This window comes from Bacillus sp. SRB3LM (assembly GCF_015712745.1).
Lineage (GTDB): Bacteria > Bacillota > Bacilli > Bacillales > Bacillaceae_G > Bacillus_A > Bacillus_A thuringiensis_K.
Genome location: NZ_VWVQ01000114.1, coordinates 218,717 through 238,045, shown reverse-complemented (window position 1 = coordinate 238,045; position 19,329 = coordinate 218,717). Strand labels below are relative to the sequence as shown.

The following is a 19,329-nucleotide window of genomic DNA, read 5'->3' as shown; positions in this document are numbered from 1 at the left end:
TATCGATGTCATGACGCATCATACTGTTTCCTAAGTTTTCCAAGTAATACAATGTAAATATAAGAAACAGCGGGGGTGGAGAGATGGAAAAGATTATTGAAGTAAATGGTGTTTCTAAAACATTTAAACATAAAAGCGCAGTAAATAATGTTTCATTTCATGTAAATAAAGGGGAAATAGTAGCGTTACTTGGTCCGAATGGTGCGGGAAAAACAACGACGATGTCGATGATGCTTGGATTAAAGGATCCAACAGAAGGTAAGGTCTTTATATTTGGAAAGAGTCCAAAGCATAGGGATGTTCGTAATAGCTTCGGTGCGATGCTGCAAGAAGTAAGTGTCATTGATAGTATTACGGTGGAAGAGGCAATTGAGTTATTCCGTAGTTATTATACGAATCCTATAGCGAAAGAAACGTTACTGCAGTTATCAAATTTAGAATCAGAGCGAAAGCAAAGATGTGAGAAATTATCAGGTGGGCAAAAAAGAAGATTAAACTTTGCGCTTGCACTTGCGGGAAATCCGGATTTGTTATTTTTAGATGAGCCGACAGTCGGAATGGATATTACGTCTCGAAGAACGTTTTGGGAAACGATTCGAAAGTTAGCAAATGAAGGGAAAACGATTATTTTAACGACGCATTATTTAGAAGAAGCAGATGCTTTAGCAAATCGTATCTTATTATTTGCGAACGGAAAGATTATCGCAGATGGTACACCAGACGAAATGAAAGCAACGATTTCGAGAAAAACAATCACATTTTATTCGAAGGAAAGCATTCCTACAAAATTACTAAAGGAATTACCAAATGTAACAGAAGTAAAGTCAAACGAAGGACGCTTCATTTTAACAACGGAGGATACGGATGCAACTTTAAAAGCCATTTATCAAAGGAGTTTACCTGTAACAGATGTTTCAGTTGAACGTGGAAGCCTTGATGAGGCATTTGAACAGTTTGTCGCAAATCAGAAGGAGGAAATCGCATGAGAGCGTTATGGATGCAGTGCAAAATAGAAATTTTACGTACATTCCGCAATAAATTATTTATCTTTTTCTCATTATTAATGCCTGTTATGTTTTACTACATTTTTACAAATGTTGTTCAAGTACCACAAAACGGAGATGCGTGGAAAGCACATTATTTAATTTCGATGGCAACTTTCAGTATTGTAGGGACTGCACTCTTTAGTTTCGGTGTGAGACTTTCTCAGGAAAGAGGGCAAGGATGGACACATCTTCTAAAAATTACACCGCTTCCAGAGGGAGCATATTTAACAGCAAAAATTATCGCTCAAACAGTAGTAAATGCTTTTTCAATATTAGTTATCTTTATTGCAGGGATACTAATTAATCATGTTGAGTTAACGGTAGGGCAATGGATTGGTGCGGGGTTATGGTTATTGTTAGGGGTAACACCATTTTTAGCGTTAGGAACAGTAATAGGTTCCATTAAGAAGGCGGACGCAGCTGCTGGCTTAGCAAATATTTTAAATATGAGTTTAGCTATAGTTGGCGGGTTGTGGATGCCGATTGAAGTATTCCCAAAAATATTAAGAACGATTGGTGAATGGACACCGACATACCATTTCGGAAGTGGTGCGTGGGATATTGTAGCTGGAAAATCAATTGGATGGGAAAATATCGCGGTATTAGGAGGTTATTTCCTTATATTTGTTGTAGTATCAATATATATAAGAAAAAGACAGGAAGCGGTATAAATGATAGAGAAGAAGAGGGTTGAGATTTTTCCGAAACATATGGGATTCTTTCCATACATGTGGTTTGTTTATCTATTATTTCCAATTTATCACTTAGCACAAGCATCAGGATGGAAGCTTGTGCTAGGAAGCGGTATGTTGATACTTTTTATTATTACATACCGTCAGCTATATTTTGTTCAGAGGACGTTTGTTTTTTGGGCATGCATTCAAATGATACTCATCTTTTTATTTGCTTTATTTTATAATCCTTTTATGATATTTTTTGGCTTTTTCACAGCAAGTGCGATGGGATTTGCGCCAAATAAGAAAGTATTTCGAGTGCTTTTATGTTCGTTAGTTATAATGCTTGGAGCATTTTTAGTTGTAAAGATGAATCAATTAACAACTACAAGTTTAGTAAATATCGTTCCGATGTTTATTTTAATGCTTCTTACGCCATTTGGTATGCGTAATTTTAATCAGAAAAAGATGTTAAGAAATCAATTAGATGAGGCGAACGAGCAAATTAAAGACTTAGTAAAACGTGAAGAACGGCAGCGGATTGCAAGAGATCTTCATGACACATTAGGACATACGCTATCTCTTATTACTTTAAAAAGCCAGCTCGTTGAGAAGTTGATTTTGAAAAATCCAGAGCGTGCAAGTGCGGAAGCGAAGGAAATTACACAAACATCTCGTACAGCCTTAAAACAGCTGAGGGAATTAATTTCTGATATGCGTATGATTACGGTAGAAGAAGAGCTAGAGCAAATAAAAGCGATCTTACAAGCAGCTAATATTGAATTAGAAGTGAGGCAAGAAGCAAGATCGAGCTCGTTATCACCAATTGAACAAAATATTGTCGGGATGTGTTTACGTGAGGCCGTTACAAATGTTGTAAAACATAGTAAGGCAACGCGGTGCGCAGTTTCTGTATTAGAATCGCAAGGTGAGCTGATTTTACAAGTAGAAGATAACGGAATCGGTTTAACAGATCAAAATCATGATGGAAATGGTATTCGCGGCATGAAAGAACGAATTGCTCTTATTGATGGATTTGTTGAACTAGGTACAATCAATCCAGGGACGTTGTTAACAGTAAAAGTTCCAGTTGTTATTAGAACAGGAAAAGATGAGGTGAGGGCATGATCCGAATTATTATTGCAGAAGATCAGCGGATGCTTCGTGGTGCGTTAGGGGCCCTGCTTGACCTAGAAGATGATATCGAAGTAATTGGGCAAGCTGCGAACGGGGAAGCGGCGTTACAATTAATTGAATCGTTAAAGCCAGATGTAAGTATTATGGATATTGAAATGCCGATTCAAAGTGGATTGGATGTCGCTGAGGCTTTAAAGAAAGAAAAATCATCATGCAAAGTAATGATTTTAACAACATTTGCAAGACCTGGTTATTTTGAACGAGCAATGAAAGCTGGTGTGCACGGATATTTGTTAAAAGATAGCCCAAGTGAAGATTTAGCAGCAGCAATTCGTAATGTAATGAAGGGGAAACGAGAGGTCTCCCAAGATTTAATGTTCGGCCTATGGCAGGAGCAAAATCCGTTGTCAGATCGCGAAAAGGAAGTATTGTTGCTTGCGAAAGAAGGAAAGACGGCAAACGAAATTGCGAAGGCGCTTTATCTTTCGCCGGGTACAGTACGTAATTATATTTCTGAAGTATTAGCGAAGCTTGATGCGAAAAATAGAATTGAAGCAATTACAATTGCGGAAGAAAAGGGATGGATATGAAAAGAAGTTTACCTATGATTGGTAAACTTCTTTTTTATTATTGTACCGCTATTACTTTATTTATTTTTTGTAACGGTTTGTAACCGTGTGCTTCAAATGCCTTTGCAAATTCATTTGATACGGCAGTTCCATATAAATCCTTTGCAGCTTGTACGATATGAGATTGAAGTGATTCAAAGTCTTCAGCGGAAGTTGCATAATTTTGCAATGTACGCATAACAACTTTACTTACTTTTTCATTTCCTTGTTTTTGAACAGCAACACCGTTATATGTTTTACCTTCAGCTAATTGATATAATACGTGACTGATAATACCAGAATTCACGTGTGATTCTTGATTATTACCATCGTTATAGAAATCTTGTAAATTTGTATATAGTTTATGACCGCCGTCACCAATTTCCCTTGGGATATCACGAATTGTTAGGCCACCTAATGTATCGCCCATAATCCAGTTTCCTTTATCTTTCTTTACGTAATATTCGATTTGTGTACCCCAGAAATCCGCTAATCCCTCGTTTAGTGCAGATGTTTCAGCGCTTGGATATCTCACGACTTTATTTTTCGTTGTGCCACTGAATACAGCATGTCCAAATTCATGAGCTGTTACATCAAGAGCTGATGTTAGTTTTCCGTCTAAACCATCACCAAATACCATTTGGTTCCAAGCAGGATGCCAAAATGCATTTACATAGTCTTCTTTTACACCATCACTAACTTCAGTAGAATCAAAACCGTGTACACTAGCAACAACTTTTGAATCTTTATTGTCGTAACTTTTTAGATTATGTTCTTTCTTAAAGTAATCGTAAATATCACTCATGTTCTTCATAGCGCCCGCGGCTTCTTTGTCTGCAAAATTAGGATTGCTACTTGAAATTAGTGTCCCTGGATAACCAGCTTGACTATATCCTCCGAGGGAATCGGCGTAGTTTGCATTATAAATATAAATACCATTTCCGCGTGATAAATCCGCTAAATAAAATTTCCCATCAGTTCCTTTGGCAATATTAAAAGAGATGTTTTCTTGAAGTGCATTTTTCCCAGTTCCTTGCTCACTTGCAGGGGATAATCTAGGTGACGTTACTTGATTTATAGTCTTATTCTCTTTGTTTTTAATGAATTTTTCTTGGAAAAGTACTTCGCCAGTTTTTAAATCAACGATAGCATTGCCGTTTATAATTTGTTCATTGTTTTCATAAGTAAATGTAATAACAGTTGCGAATGTATAATAGCCATCTTTTTTCTTATAAACAACGGTTTCGCTAGAGAATTCTGTCTCAACTGCATCACTTGGAATTTGAACTATATCGCGTAATTTAGATTTTACTTCATTTTTCGACAAAAAATTTGTTATAGTAAGATTAGGTTGTTGATTTAAATTTTGAACAACTTTACCACTAACAGTTGTGATTACTCCATTTTTATCTACTTTTACAATGAGATCTTGGCCATATACTTTATAGTTTTTATATGTTTGTGCAAGGCGAACTTCGGTTTGATTTTCTTTGGTTTCTTTATTTGTAGGTTGGAAATCTACATTTTTTTCAGTAGTGACTTGTTCTTGTTGAGCTTTAGCCCCATCTACCTCACCTTTTAAATACTTTTTAGCAATATTTTCTTTCGTATCATTTTGAGGTTGTGTTAATTTCCCGATTGTTAAACCAGGCTGAGCAATTTCAACTTTGACTGCACTTTTGTCTAATTCTTGAGCATGAATAGCTTCTGTTGATAAAGGGTAAAGAAGACCGAATGTAACGAAAGCACTGGCAAGTTTTCTATAATTCATCTATAACACTCCTAATCTATTATTGTATGTGAGATGAATTGTATGAAAAATTTGCCGAATTTTATATATATTATGCATTATTTCATATCAAAAATTGTCGAATTCACATTATTGTAGTGGTATGACAACTTAACAAATTAGATTGTTATAATGGGATGGTGAGTAAGTATGCAAGCAGAGAAATTAGGAAGTGAAATTAAGAAAATTAGAGTGTTAAGAGGATTAACACAAAAACAGTTATCCGAGAACATATGTCATCAATCGGAAGTAAGCAGAATTGAATCGGGTGCGGTATACCCAAGTATGGATATATTGCAAGGTATTGCAGCAAAGTTACAAGTTCCCATTATTCATTTTTATGAGGTACTCATTTATTCTGACATTGAGAGGAAAAAGCAGTTAAAAGATCAAATCATTATGCTTTGTAAGCAAAAGAAATATAAAGAGATTTATAATAAAGTATGGAATGAGTTGAAAAAGGAAGAATATCATCCTGAGTTTCAGCAATTTCTTCAATGGCAATATCATGTAGCAGCGTATGTATTGAAGAAAAGTGATTATGAATATTGTATTTTAGAATTAAAAAAATTGTTAAACCAACAATTAACTGGGATTGATGTGTACCAAAACCTTTATATAGAGAATGCAATTGCAAATATTTATGCTGAAAATGGTTACTTTAAGAAGGGTATGGAGTTATTTGAAGGTATATTAAAGCAATTAGAGGCATTACCTGAAAATAAAGAGTTTGATGTGAAGGTAAGACATAATTATGCGAAAACATTATACTTAGATAATCAATATGAAGAGGCTCTTTATCAAATAAATAAAGCTATTGAAATATCGTGTCGAATTAATAGTATGGCGTTGATTGGGCAACTATACTATCAAAAAGGTGAATGCTTAGAAAAGCTAGGCTATGATGAGGCAGAGAGTGAAGAGGCTTATGAAAAAGCGTGTTTCTTTTTTGATATATTAGAAATGCATACGTATAAAGAAAAGTTTATGAAAAAAATGCCGAAATAAAATAACGCAAAAACTAAATATGCATAATTGCATAATGTATGGATAAATTTTCATGATATATTAAAAGAAAAAATGTGGGTGATGGAATATGAAGAAACTACTTATTGGTAGTCTATTAACGTTAGCGATGGCATGGGGTATTTCATTAGCAGATACAGCTTTAGAGAAAAGCCAAGTAATTTCTCATGATGATCAAGAGGTACAATTAGCTTCAGATATGCCTTTTGAGTTTTAAGAAACAACCGTCTTAACTTAGACGGTTGTTTTTTTATGGAGTAACATCCAAACGTCTTTACTAGAAACAGGTTTGCTAATAAAGAAACCTTGAATGTGATCACAATTGTGTTTATGTAAAAATTCCCATTCTTCTTCCGTTTCTACACCTTCTGCAATCACTTCTAAATTTAGTTCTTTTGATAGTGTAATAATGGAAGCGACAATAGCTTCTTCTAAAGGGCTAGTTGTAATTCCACAAATAAACTCTCGAGCAATTTTTAATGTGTTGATTGGATATTTTGTTAAATAAGCTAAAGAACTATAACCGGTTCCAAAGTCATCGATTGAAATTTGAATACCGAGATTTTGAAGCTGTTCTAGTTTTGCAACTACAGATTGGTTTTGATTAATTGCGATGCTTTCCGTAATTTCAATATCTAGTGCTTCTGGTTTCAGCTCTGTTTCTTCCAACACCTTTGAAATAGTTGGGATTAAATCTGTATGATTAAATTGAACAACAGATAAATTCACACCAACCTTTAAGTGAGAAAAACCTTGATTATGCCATCTTTTTGCCTCTAAACAGGCAGTCCGTAAAATCCAATTGCCAAGTTCAATAATAAAACCAGTTTCCTCTGCTAGAGGGATAAATTGGGCAGGAGATACGATACCGAGTTTTGGATGCTTCCAACGTATTAATGCTTCAAAACCGATGATTTGTTTTGTTTTTGTGCTTACTTGTGGCTGGTATTCAAGGAAAAATTCATTTTGTTGTAATGCTTTTGAAAGTTCACCCTCTAAAAATTGAATTTCATTTTGAGCGATACTCATTTCTTTTGAGAAGAAAACAAATCTGTTTTTTCCATTTGCTTTCGCACAATACATAGCCATATCAGCATTTTTCATTAACTCATTTACATCAGTTCCATAATCAGGGTACATCGCAATTCCGATACTTGGTGTAATAGAGAGTTCTTCCCCTTGAATGAAGAATGGTTTGTTTAAAATAGTTAAAATCTGTTCAGCTATAAAAATTGCACTTTTTTCTGAGTACATTTCTGGTAATAGAATTGTAAACTCATCTCCACCTTGGCGAGCGACGATATCTTTTGAACGCAAGCAACTGCGTAATCTTTTTGCTACTTCAATTAATAATAAATCTCCGACGTCATGACCAAGTCTATCGTTAATTTTTTTAAATCGATCTAAATCAAGGAATATGACGGCGGCATCATTTGCGTTAGTTTGAGCTGTATTTAAAATGGCTTTTAAATCTTTTTCGAACTTTCGGCGATTTGGTAATCCAGTAAGTGCATCGTGAAAAGCTAAATGCTCTACTTGTTTTTGTTTTTCATATAAAGTGGTAATATCACGCGCTATCCCAAACATTCCGACCACTTCTTTGTTTATAAAAGTAGGGATAAGTGTAATATGGAGATAATAATAATAGCCTTCTTGTTCTTTTGTACGAACTTCTAACGTTTGTGGCCTACCTTCCTTTGTAATTTGTAAAGCCTTCTTTAGTAGTTCGTGGTCTTTTGAATCAATGAAGTGTAGCAGAGAATAGCTTGCCACTTCGCAATAATAGGCAGTAAATAAGCTTTCGCAAGCCTTATTAGATTGTTGAAAAATGCCATTCATATTTAAAGAGAAAACGGCATCGGGATGATCTTCGAATAAGGACTTATAGCGTTGTTCACTTTTTGATAATGCAAATGCACCTTCTTCCACTTCGCCCTCTAGTTGTGTAGTCAACTGTTCATATGTATGGATTAGTATTTGATTATCTTTCCACATGTAAAGTTGCCGCAAGAATAACAAAATAAGTGATAATACGAGGCCAATTAACATGAATTTATCATCCCAAGGTTGAATGATAATAAAGGAAAAAGTAATAATAATACTAAAATAAGGTAGTATAAAACGTATATAATCGAATCGATAATATTTTGCTTTCGTTTCATGCTGCATTGGTTTATCCAATATATATAGTATGGAAGAAAGTCCAATTAATAAAATAGAAGCAGTGTGTATTAAATAATTAATTTCAGCAGAAGTTTTCATCTTAAAATTCAATTGAAACAGATGAATATAACCGTATACGAGTACAATAGTGAAACCGGTAATTAGTGCAATTCTACTAGAAGAATATTGTTCTCTTCTATATAGACTAATAACGGCGTAAATTACTAATGATTGTGCAATGAAATAGCCAATTAAAATCCAAGTTTCCTTTGTTAACATACGGAAGCTTGAAAGGTCCAAGATAAAAGTTAAAGTGAAATAAATGTTCATAATAACGATAAAGATGCTATCGAATGAAAATTGAGCAAGACCCTTAATAGAGTAAATTTTTATAAACTTTATAGCAAATCCAACAAAGAGTAAAACATATTGTATGATAAAAAAAGGTAATGCTTTATATGAGAATATAACTTGCTCATGAATGGAAAGTGAATGAAGGAATAAAGTTATCTCCATAGCTAACCCGCATAGACAAGTACATAATAATAAAATCCAAAATAATTTATCACCATGTGTCATTTTTCTAATCGCTTTACATAAGCAATAGCAAGAAAAAAGTGCAGCGAAACAGAATAAGAAAAGAATCCCGGTTTCTTTTATATTCAACTCATTTGGTATAAGGAATATCCAAAGAGCAAATATAAATATGTATATTATGACAGATTGTATATACTTTTTTTGATTAATCATATTATGACTCCGTTTCAATAAAGTTGAATCTCGGGGAGAAAATGCTAATTTAAATAATAGCATATAAAATAGAATGTTTTTTACTATAAAAATTACTTTTTTGAAAAAATGGTGCAAAGTTACAATTTACCACTGTAACTTTGCACCACCTATTCTTTTCATTCCTCTTATAGCAGAAAGTTCGTCTATTAATTGGAATAGTGCTAAGTCTTTTTGTTTACTTTCAATCATAATATCGAAATTATGATTGTTTTTTTTCGCAATGTGTAAGAAGGGCTTAATAAACTCTAAATCGATATATTCAGCATGGGCCCTAAATTCTTTTTCCGATCTCGGGGAGGAAATGTGAACTTTAGGAGAAATATTTGTATGTGACCAAGTTTCAAAAATTGCAGGAAGCAACTCTTCTAGTGGTTCTTCGCAAAGATTGGCCATATGATGATGATAATCAAATACAAATGGGATATTTTCTTTTTGGCAAATTGATAAAGTTTCAGCAGTTGTATATGTTTTATCATCGTTTTCAAGAGTCATTTGTTTTTTTATATGTGTAGGAAGTTTTTTTATGTTTTCATGGAAGCGCTCAATTGCCTTTTCTTTATTTCCATAGGCTCCACCTACATGAATATTAATGTAAGAAGAATCTGCAATGCCTATAGCATCTAATATTTTATAATGATAAGTCATATCCGTAATAGCGTTAGTAGTAATATGTGGCTTGTCGCTTGTAAATAGCGTAAATTGATTTGGATGAAAACTTATTCGTAAATTGTGTTCTTTAATTAAAGCCCCTATTTTACGCCAAAGTGGTGTGAATACCCCAATATAGTCAAACTCGACTTCGGGATGTGTTGCAAGTGGGACGATGGAAGATGATAGGCGATATAGTGGGATTTCATGTGCTATATTGTAATGAAGGATACGTATTGTGTGCTCTAAATTTTGCCTTATAACATGGTACAGTTTGTCTTCTCGTTCTTGCTTGCTGAGTTTCTTAAAGCTTGTAAACGTCATTGTTTTGGCAGGAGAACAGTCCCAGAGTGCCATTGCATGTGAGACATATCCAAACCGTATAATCATATGAGATACCCCCTTTTATTCATTGTTTTTCCTATAAAAAGAAAGCAAGCATTGTTCCAATCCATTCCTTTCCTCTATCGATAAGAGAAGGCGGGTTTACATCACTATAGGAAAGTACGGATGCATTCTCTAGATCTTCATGGAATTTATTTTTTACTGTTTGAATGAAATGTTTATTATATAACAGGCAGTTTATTTCATGGTTAATATATAAACTTCTCATATCAAAGTTTGCCGTTCCGATATCACAAATATCATCGTCCACTATAATAATTTTGGCGTGAAAAAATCCTTGTTGAAATGCATAAATATTGCAACCAGCCTGTATTAATTTTCGGCAGTACGGGAATTTTGCTTCTCGAACGAGAGGGTGATCAGCTTTTTCTGGAACAAGAATTGTGATTTGAACCCCTCTTTCTCTTGCTTTTAATAAGGCATTCATAATTTTTTTTCCAGGAATGAAATATGGTGTACCGATACAGATTTCTTTTTTTGCCCCGTTAATTAAATGTAAAAAAGTATGTTGTAAATAAGCACCATCAGTCGGAATAAATTGATGCAGGATGGTACCTTTGTTTTGTTTTGGAAAATAAAGAGAAGCATCCAATAAATTCTGTTTCGTATCATCAAACCAGTCATGCAAAAATTGCTTTTGTAAATCTTGAACCCCTTCTCCTGTAAGGCGTAAATGATAGTCTCGCCATAATCCTAAATATTCATTATGCCCTAGATACTCTTCGCCGATATTAAATCCCCCGATATAGCCGGTTTTCCCATCAATCACTGTAATTTTCCTATGATTTCTTTGATTAGCAGAAAAGAAAGGCAGAGGAAATTTTACCTTATGACAAAATGAAAAAGATATACCATGTTTTTGCAGGGAGCGAATAGCTTCGTTTGATAAAGAATGGCTGCCAAATCGATCAAGTAAAAGTCGTACTTCAATTCCTTCCTGAGCCTTATCAATCAGCAATTTTAAAAATTCACGACTGATTTTATCGTTTTTTACAATGAAGAATAAAATATGAATGTGATGCTGTGCTTGTTTTATATCAGTAAATAAAGCGTCATATAAATCTTTCCCGTATGTATAAAGGTGAAAATCACTTTGACGTAAAGGGAAAGTGCGAGGGCTTACTCGTTTTAAATGAAGAAGTCGCCCGTATGAAAGGTCAATTGTAATCCAAAGAGCAACGGATATTAACAAAAGAGATAAGTAGAGCATCAGTGAATTCCCTCCTTCGCATTCTTTTCACCTTCAGTGTGTTACAAATGATACGGGTAGCATGGCTCTTATTATAAATTTCATTAGAGGATAGTATGTTGCACTGATTAAAGTTTCACTTTATCCCGCTTTAACGGGCAGTAAGCCTTTCAACTCAAAACTGTTGAATAAGTAGAAGTTAGTTTGGAAATCAACTGCCCGTAAAAGCCCGATTGGTTCAACTAATAATCAGCGGGGGATGAACCACCCCTACTGATTAAAGTTTCACTTTATAGTTTCACCGAAATAAACAGCTTTATGAAAAAATGTGTTGTTCTATAACAAAAAACTGTTGACTGAATGCTCACTCATTATATAATGGGGATAGGGGATATAATTCAGAAAATTATATATTTTTGAAGATTCGAAAAAAGAAAGAGGGCTTACAAAGAGAGGGGTAGCATAAAAATGAATAGCTTACTGATCATTAATTGGCTGGCTGCCATTGCTGTTATTGCTTATGCAGGATATTTGTTTGTATATCTTATACGGACGAGAATGGCCTACATACAATTAGGGAAAAAAATTGAATTTGACCGTCGTTTTAAAGAGCGTTGGGATCTCCTTAAGGTCAATGTTTTCGGTCAGAAAAAGCTGCTGAAAGATAAGAAAAGCGGCATCATTCACGTTATGTTCTTTTACGGATTTATTCTTGTCCAATTTGGAGCAATTGACTTCGTTTGGAAAGGACTCGCACCAGGATCACATCTTCCACTTGGACCACTATACCCTGCATTTACATTCTTCCAGGAAATTGTCACACTTGTTATTTTAATTGCAGTATTTTGGGCTTTTCATAGACGTTATGTAGAAAAGCTTGTTCGTTTAAAACGTAACTTCAAATCAGGTCTTGTTCTTATCTTTATCGGTGGCTTAATGATTTCTGTGCTACTTGGTAACGGTATGGGAATTATATGGCATGGCGAGGAGCTTTCATGGAGTGAACCAATTGCTTCTGCAATCGCTTACGTTTTTAGCGGGATAAATGAAACCGTAGCCATTTCAGTGTTCTATTTTTCTTGGTGGGTGCATTTACTAATTTTGTTAACGTTTTTAGTGTATGTTCCACAATCAAAACATGCGCATTTAATTGCGGGACCAGCTAATGTATTCTTCGGTCGTCTTTCAAACCCAGGGAAGCTTGAAAAGATTGATTTTGAAGATGAAACGCAAGAAACATTTGGTGTTGGTAAAATTGAAGACTTTAGACAAAATCAACTTATTGACTTATACGCTTGTGTAGAGTGTGGCCGTTGTACAAATATGTGTCCGGCAACAGGAACAGGAAAAATGTTATCGCCGATGGACTTAATTTTAAAACTTCGCGATCATTTAACTGATAAAGGAGCTGCGGTAACATCAAAAGCACCGTGGGTTCCAGTAGTTGCCTTCAATAACACACAAGGAAATCAGTTAGCGATGATGGCAGCTGGAAAAGGACAACAAGAATCAGCGTCTACAACACTCGCTTACGATCCGAGTTTAATCGGAGATGTTATTACAGAAGAAGAGATTTGGGCATGTACAACGTGTCGTAACTGTGAAGATCAATGCCCAGTTATGAATGAGCATGTTGACAAAATTATTGATTTACGTCGATATCTCGTTTTAACAGAAGGAAAAATGGACGCGGAAGCACAACGCGCGATGACAAATATCGAGCGTCAAGGAAATCCGTGGGGGCTGAACCGTAAAGAGCGTGAAACATGGCGCCAAGGTGATGACGAAGTAACAGTTCCAACTGTAAAAGAAAAATCAAAAGCTGGGGAGGAATTCGAGTATTTATTCTGGGTTGGTTCAATGGGATCATACGACAATCGTAGTCAGAAGATTGCGATATCGTTTGCGAAGTTAATGAACGAAGCAGGCATTTCATTCGCAATTCTCGGTAATAAAGAAAAGAATTCTGGAGATACACCACGCCGCCTCGGAAATGAATTTGTATTCCAAGAGATGGCGACAAAGAATATCGAAGAATTTGAAAAGGCAGGAGTGAAGAAAATCGTTACGATTGATCCTCATGCTTATAACACATTTAAAAATGAGTATCCGGACTTTGGCTTGCAAGCAGAAGTCTATCATCATACAGAATTGTTAGCTCAGTGGGTGAAAGAAGGGCGCTTAAAGCCTGTTCACGCTATTGAAGAAACAGTTACGTACCATGATTCCTGTTATTTAGGAAGATACAACGAAGTGTACGAAGCGCCACGTGACATTTTGAAAGCGATTCCTGGAGTGAATCTTGTAGAAATGGCACGTAATCGTGAAACGGGAATGTGCTGTGGCGCAGGTGGTGGCTTAATGTGGATGGAAGAAACAACAGGTTCTCGTATTAACGTTGCTCGTACAGAACAAGCATTAGCTGTACAGCCATCCATTATTGGTACAGGTTGTCCATATTGCTTAACGATGATCAGTGATGGAACGAAAGCGAAAGAGGTAGAAGAGAAAGTTCAAACTCTTGATGTGACAGAGATTTTAGAACGATCTGTTATCGGACAGAAAAAAGAAGCGATGTAGTTTGTAAGAATGTATACAACTTTAGAAAGAGGTGCAATGATTGCACCTCTTCTCAACGTAGGGATACCGAGCGAGCGCTCAGTGTTAAAAAATGAAATGGGGGAAAGAAACATGAGTAAAACAGTTATTTTAAGTGCTGCAAGAACACCAGTTGGAAAATTTGGAGGATCTTTAAAAGATGTAAAAGCGAAGGAACTTGGAGGAATTGCAATTAAAGCAGCGCTTGAAAGAGCAAATGTTGCGGCTAGTGATGTTGAAGAAGTTATATTTGGAACGGTTATTCAAGGTGGGCAGGGACAAATTCCATCGCGCCAAGCTGCGAGGGCTGCTGGAATCCCTTGGGAAGTGCAGACGGAAACAGTGAATAAAGTTTGTGCATCAGGGCTTCGTGCGGTTACTTTAGCGGATCAGATTATTCGTACTGGCGATCAATCACTGATTGTAGCTGGCGGTATGGAGTCGATGAGTAACAGTCCTTACATTTTACGTGGAGCAAGATGGGGATACAGAATGGGCAACAACGAAGTTATTGATTTAAACGTTGCTGACGGTTTAACATGCGCATTTTCAGGTACACACATGGGCGTTTATGGCGGAGAAGTTGCAAAGGAAGATGGAATTTCTCGCGAAGCGCAAGATGAATGGGCATATCGTAGCCATCAGCGTGCGGTTTCAGCGCATAAAGAAGGGCGTTTTGAAGAGGAAATCGTACCAGTAACGATTCCGCAAAGAAAAGGCGATCCTATTGTCGTTGCAAAGGATGAGGCGCCACGTGAAGATACAACGATTGAAAAGTTAGCAAAGTTAAAACCTGTATTTGATAAGACAGCGACGGTGACAGCTGGTAATGCGCCAGGACTAAACGATGGTGGTGCCGCACTTGTATTAATGAGCGAAGACAGAGCGAAGCAAGAAGGAAGAAAGCCATTAGCGACAATTTTGGCGCATACAGCAATTGCAGTGGAATCTAAAGATTTCCCAAGAACGCCAGGTTATGCAATTAACGCATTGCTTGAAAAAACAGGCAAGACAATTGAAGACATCGATTTATTCGAGATTAATGAAGCATTTGCAGCGGTAGCAATCGCAAGTACAGAAATCGCAGGAATTGATCCAGAAAAATTGAATGTAAATGGCGGCGCAGTGGCGATGGGACATCCGATTGGAGCAAGCGGAGCGCGCATTATCGTTACACTAATCCATGCACTTAAGCAGCGCGGCGGCGGAATTGGAATTGCTTCGATTTGTAGCGGTGGCGGTCAAGGGGACGCGGTGATGATTGAAGTTCACTAATTAAAGTTCGAGGGTATAAAATTTATTAACAATTAAGGGGGAAGAAAAAATGGGTGTACAAAACATTGTTGTAATTGGTGCAGGGCAAATGGGATCAGGAATTGCACAAGTATGTGCAATGGCAGGATATGACGTGAAGGTACAAGATTTAAAACAAGAGCAATTAGATAGAGGATTGGCTATCATTACGAAAAACCTAGCGCGCCAAGTAGAAAAAGGACGCATGAAGGAAGAAGAGAAGGAAGCGACATTAAATCGTCTTACAGTAACGCTTGATTTAGATTGTGTGAAAGAAGCGGATCTTATTATTGAAGCAGCTGTTGAGAAAATGGATATTAAAAAGAAAATCTTTGCGAATCTAGATGAAATTGCTCCAGAACATGCAATTTTAGCGACGAATACGTCATCTCTGCCAATTACAGAAATTGCAGCGGTAACGAAGCGTCCGGAAAAAGTAATCGGTATGCACTTTATGAATCCAGTTCCAGTTATGAAGCTTGTTGAGATTATTCGTGGTTTGGCTACCGATGATGCGGTATATGAAGCAATTGAAGATATTACGAAAAAAATTGGGAAAGTACCAGTTGAAGTGAATGATTTCCCAGGTTTTGTATCAAACCGCATTTTGCTACCGATGATTAACGAAGCGATTTATACGTTATATGAAGGTGTAGCGACGAAAGAAGCAATTGATGAAGTCATGAAGCTTGGTATGAACCATCCGATGGGGCCTTTGACACTCGCTGATTTTATCGGTTTAGATACGTGTTTATACATTATGGAAGTGTTGCATGAAGGATTAGGAGATAGTAAATATCGCCCATGTCCGTTATTACGTAAGTATGTGAATGCAGGATGGTTAGGGCGTAAAACAGGTCGTGGATTCTACGTTTACGAATAAATGCCCCCTTTGTTACAACATAGTGGTCTTACCAAATTATTTAAAGGATATATAGCAAATGGAGGCGGAATATATGAACTTTCGTTTTAATGAAGAGCAGCAAATGATGAGGAAAATGGTTCAGGACTTTGCACAGAAGGAAATAGCTCCCTTTGTTCCTAGTATGGAACAAGGGGGGTTCCCGAAAGAGATTTTACAAAAGATGGGTGAGCTTGGATTAATGGGTATTCCAGCGCCTGCAAAATACGGCGGGGCAGAAATGGACTTTATTTCTTACATTCTAGCAATTGAGGAAATCTCAAAGGTAAGTGCAACAGTTGGTGTAATTTTAGCTGTACATACGTCAGTTGGAATGAATCCGATTTTATATTTCGGAACAGAAGAACAGAAGAAAAAATATGTTTCTAAACTTGCAACCGGGGAATATTTAGGCGCATTTGCTTTAACAGAGCCAAATGCAGGATCAGATGCAGGGAGTTTGAAATCAAGAGCTGTGAAAAAAGGCGATCATTATATTATTAATGGATCGAAAGTGTTTATTACAAATGGTGGTGAAGCAAGTACATACATTGTATTCGCTTCTACAAATCCAAAGGCAGGAAAAAGTGGTATTTCTGCATTTATAGTAGAGAAAGATACACCTGGTTTAATCATCGGAAAAGATGAACATAAGATGGGACTTCTCGGTTCTCGTACAGTACAACTTACTTTTGAAGATATGAAAGTACCAGCTGAGAATTTACTTGGGGAAGAAGGACAAGGATTCAAGGTGGCGATGGCGAATTTAGATGTTGGGCGAATTGGAATCGGTGCACAGGCGTTAGGAATTGCTGAAGCGGCGCTTGCATGTGCGATTGATTATGCAAAAGAACGAGAACAATTCGGGAAGCCCATTGCGGCGCAGCAAGGGATTGGCTTTAAACTTGCAGATATGGCAACAAGTGTCGAGGCAGCAAGGTTACTCGTATATAGAGCGGCATCTCTTAGGGCACAAGGATTACCATGCGGTAAAGAAGCATCTATTGCGAAATTATTTGCTTCTAAGACAGCGGTTGAAGTCGCGATTGAGGCGGTGCAAGTATTTGGTGGTTACGGTTATACGAAAGACTATCCAGTAGAACGATTTTTCCGTGATGCGAAAATCACGCAAATATATGAAGGAACAAGTGAAATACAGAAACTTGTTATTAGCCGTGCTTTATAAAAGGGCGAGGGGGAGACGGAGATGCATTTTAAACTATCAGAAGAACATGAAATGATAAGAAAAATGGTTCGAGATTTTGCTAAAAATGAAGTGGCACCAACAGCAGCTGAGCGTGATGAGGAAGAGCGATTTGATCGAGAATTATTTGATCAAATGGCAGAGCTTGGTTTAACTGGTATTCCATGGCCTGAAGAGTACGGCGGAATTGGAAGCGATTACTTAGCGTACGTAATCGCTATTGAAGAATTATCTCGCGTTTGTGCTTCAACAGGCGTAACACTGTCCGCGCATACTTCACTTGCGGGATGGCCAATTTTTAAATTTGGGACGGAAGAGCAAAAGCAAAAATTTTTACGACCGATGGCTGAAGGGAAGAAAATTGGTGCATACGGCTTAACGGAGCCAGGATCTGGATCGGATGCTGGTGGAATGAAGACAATTGCAAAGAGAGATGGAGACCATTATATTTTAAATGGATCAAAAATTTTCATTACAAATGGCGGTATTGCTGATATTTATGTTGTTTTTGCGCTAACTGATCCTGAATCGAAGCAGCGTGGTACGAGTGCATTTATTGTAGAAAGTGATACACCGGGATTTTCAGTTGGGAAGAAGGAGAGCAAGCTAGGGATTCGCTCTTCACCAACGACTGAAATTATGTTTGAAGATTGCCGTATTCCTGTAGAGAATCTACTTGGAGAAGAGGGGCAAGGGTTTAAAGTTGCGATGCAAACATTAGATGGAGGTCGTAACGGTATTGCGGCGCAAGCTGTTGGTATTGCACAAGGGGCTTTAGATGCTTCTGTAGAATATGCAAGGGAGCGCCATCAATTTGGAAAACCAATTGCGGCGCAGCAAGGGATTGGCTTTAAACTTGCAGATATGGCAACAGATGTAGAAGCGGCACGCCTTTTAACATATCAAGCGGCTTGGCTTGAATCAGAAGGGCTTCCGTATGGAAAAGAATCAGCGATGTCAAAAGTATTTGCAGGGGATACAGCTATGAAGGTGACGACTGAAGCGGTGCAAGTATTTGGTGGTTACGGCTATACGAAAGATTATCCAGTAGAGCGTTATATGAGAGATGCAAAGATTACACAAATATATGAAGGAACACAAGAGATTCAGAGGCTTGTAATTTCTCGTATGTTAACGAAGTAGGAACGAAAGCGTAGGTATTTTCCTACGCTTTTTCCTTCCAAAAAATAATAGAGAGAGGTGAAGGGAATGGTTAAACATAATGTACATGCATCGGTGAAAGATGAAAAATTAGTTGCGTTAAGACGTGAACAAATGATTAAAGGTGCGGTGCAACTGTTTAAACAAAAAGGATTTCCGCGTACAACAACGAGAGAAATTGCAAAAGCGGCTGGATTTAGTATAGGGACACTTTATGAGTACATTCGTACAAAAGACGATGTTTTATATTTAGTTTGTGATAGTATATATGAACATGTAAAAGAACGATTAGAGGAAGTAGTGTGTACAGAAAAAGGGAGTGTAGAAAGTTTAAAGATAGCAATAACGAATTACTTTAAAGTGATGGACGAATTGCAGGAAGAAGTATTGATAATGTATCAAGAGGTACGCTTTTTACCGAAAGAATCACTTCCGTATGTATTAGAAAAGGAGTTTCAAATGGTAGGAATGTTCGAGGATATTTTAGAACAGTGTACGGAAAATGGAACATTTACATTAAATAAAAAAGAAATACAGCTTCTTGCCCATAATATTTTTATACAAGGGCAGATGTGGGGATTTAGACGCTGGGCGTTGCAAAAACTGTATACGCTCGAAGAATATACAGAAATGCAAATTAGGTATGTATTGCAAGGGGCCCATATGCTTCCGAAATAAGGAACAGACAAATTATA

Annotated in this window: 16 protein-coding genes; 12 read left to right on the top strand and 4 right to left on the bottom strand. The window is 36.8% G+C overall.

Annotated features, from left to right (window positions below; genetic code table 11):
• Positions 1–83 precede the first annotated feature (83 nt).
• Genes F3I02_RS33540 through F3I02_RS33525 form a run of 4 tightly spaced genes read left to right on the top strand, consistent with a single transcriptional unit; the run spans position 84 to position 3,447 of the window.
• Entirely contained in the window at positions 84–986 is a 903-nt protein-coding gene (locus tag F3I02_RS33540; RefSeq protein ID WP_196478855.1) for an ABC transporter ATP-binding protein, read from the top strand.
• A complete protein-coding gene (locus F3I02_RS33535; protein ID WP_001202431.1) occupies positions 983–1,717 on the top strand; it encodes an ABC transporter permease in 735 nt (244 codons plus the stop codon). Before F3I02_RS33540 ends, F3I02_RS33535 begins: the two co-directional genes overlap by 4 nt.
• Positions 1,718–2,848 carry a histidine kinase gene (locus tag F3I02_RS33530; protein ID WP_196478854.1) on the top strand — a complete coding sequence of 377 codons (1,131 nt, stop codon included), beginning with the start codon at positions 1,718–1,720 and terminating at the stop codon, positions 2,846–2,848.
• Complete coding sequence (locus tag F3I02_RS33525; protein ID WP_000619235.1) at positions 2,845–3,447, top strand: response regulator transcription factor; 603 nt, start codon at positions 2,845–2,847, stop codon at positions 3,445–3,447. The genes F3I02_RS33530 and F3I02_RS33525 overlap by 4 nt, the downstream gene beginning before the upstream one ends.
• Before the next feature lie 37 nt (positions 3,448–3,484).
• On the opposite strand, the gene F3I02_RS33520 is transcribed toward F3I02_RS33525, so the two are convergent.
• The gene (locus tag F3I02_RS33520; protein ID WP_001109524.1) at positions 3,485–5,236 is read right to left on the bottom strand and encodes a M4 family metallopeptidase; all 1,752 of its coding nucleotides are present in this window, start codon (positions 5,234–5,236) and stop codon (positions 3,485–3,487) included.
• A gap of 168 nt (positions 5,237–5,404) precedes the next feature.
• On the opposite strand from F3I02_RS33520, the gene F3I02_RS33515 reads away from it, so the two are divergent.
• Entirely contained in the window at positions 5,405–6,262 is an 858-nt protein-coding gene (locus F3I02_RS33515; RefSeq protein WP_001147495.1) for a helix-turn-helix domain-containing protein, read from the top strand.
• An 88-nt stretch (positions 6,263–6,350) separates the two neighbouring features.
• On the top strand, positions 6,351–6,497 hold the full coding sequence (locus F3I02_RS33510) for a quorum-sensing peptide PapR (protein WP_000734722.1): 147 nt from the start codon (positions 6,351–6,353) through the stop codon (positions 6,495–6,497).
• A 17-nt stretch (positions 6,498–6,514) separates the two neighbouring features.
• On the opposite strand, the gene F3I02_RS33505 is transcribed toward F3I02_RS33510, so the two are convergent.
• From F3I02_RS33505 to cls, 3 genes are all read right to left on the bottom strand, one after another.
• Positions 6,515–9,193 (bottom strand): DUF4084 domain-containing protein, encoded by a 2,679-nt coding sequence (locus F3I02_RS33505; RefSeq protein WP_196478853.1) that lies wholly within the window; start codon positions 9,191–9,193, stop codon positions 6,515–6,517.
• Between the two features lie 126 nt (positions 9,194–9,319).
• Complete coding sequence (gene uvsE / locus F3I02_RS33500) at positions 9,320–10,273, bottom strand: UV DNA damage repair endonuclease UvsE (RefSeq protein ID WP_000586777.1); 954 nt, start codon at positions 10,271–10,273, stop codon at positions 9,320–9,322.
• Between the two features lie 31 nt (positions 10,274–10,304).
• Positions 10,305–11,498 (bottom strand): cardiolipin synthase, encoded by a 1,194-nt coding sequence (gene cls / locus F3I02_RS33495; RefSeq protein ID WP_000966412.1) that lies wholly within the window; start codon positions 11,496–11,498, stop codon positions 10,305–10,307.
• A 447-nt stretch (positions 11,499–11,945) separates the two neighbouring features.
• On the opposite strand from cls, the gene F3I02_RS33490 reads away from it, so the two are divergent.
• From F3I02_RS33490 to F3I02_RS33465, 6 genes are all read left to right on the top strand, one after another.
• On the top strand, positions 11,946–14,057 hold the full coding sequence (locus tag F3I02_RS33490; RefSeq protein ID WP_001086769.1) for a (Fe-S)-binding protein: 2,112 nt from the start codon (positions 11,946–11,948) through the stop codon (positions 14,055–14,057).
• A 9-nt stretch (positions 14,058–14,066) separates the two neighbouring features.
• On the top strand, positions 14,067–15,350 hold the full coding sequence (locus tag F3I02_RS33485) for an acetyl-CoA C-acetyltransferase (protein WP_196478852.1): 1,284 nt from the start codon (positions 14,067–14,069) through the stop codon (positions 15,348–15,350).
• 49 nt (positions 15,351–15,399) lie between these two features.
• Positions 15,400–16,251 (top strand): 3-hydroxybutyryl-CoA dehydrogenase, encoded by an 852-nt coding sequence (locus F3I02_RS33480; RefSeq protein ID WP_000538874.1) that lies wholly within the window; start codon positions 15,400–15,402, stop codon positions 16,249–16,251.
• Between the two features lie 73 nt (positions 16,252–16,324).
• Complete coding sequence (locus F3I02_RS33475; protein ID WP_196478851.1) at positions 16,325–17,455, top strand: acyl-CoA dehydrogenase family protein; 1,131 nt, start codon at positions 16,325–16,327, stop codon at positions 17,453–17,455.
• 21 nt (positions 17,456–17,476) lie between these two features.
• Complete coding sequence (acdA, locus tag F3I02_RS33470; protein ID WP_000545543.1) at positions 17,477–18,616, top strand: acyl-CoA dehydrogenase AcdA; 1,140 nt, start codon at positions 17,477–17,479, stop codon at positions 18,614–18,616.
• A 66-nt stretch (positions 18,617–18,682) separates the two neighbouring features.
• Entirely contained in the window at positions 18,683–19,312 is a 630-nt protein-coding gene (locus F3I02_RS33465; protein WP_000238603.1) for a TetR/AcrR family transcriptional regulator, read from the top strand.
• The last annotated feature ends 17 nt before the right edge of the window (positions 19,313–19,329 follow it).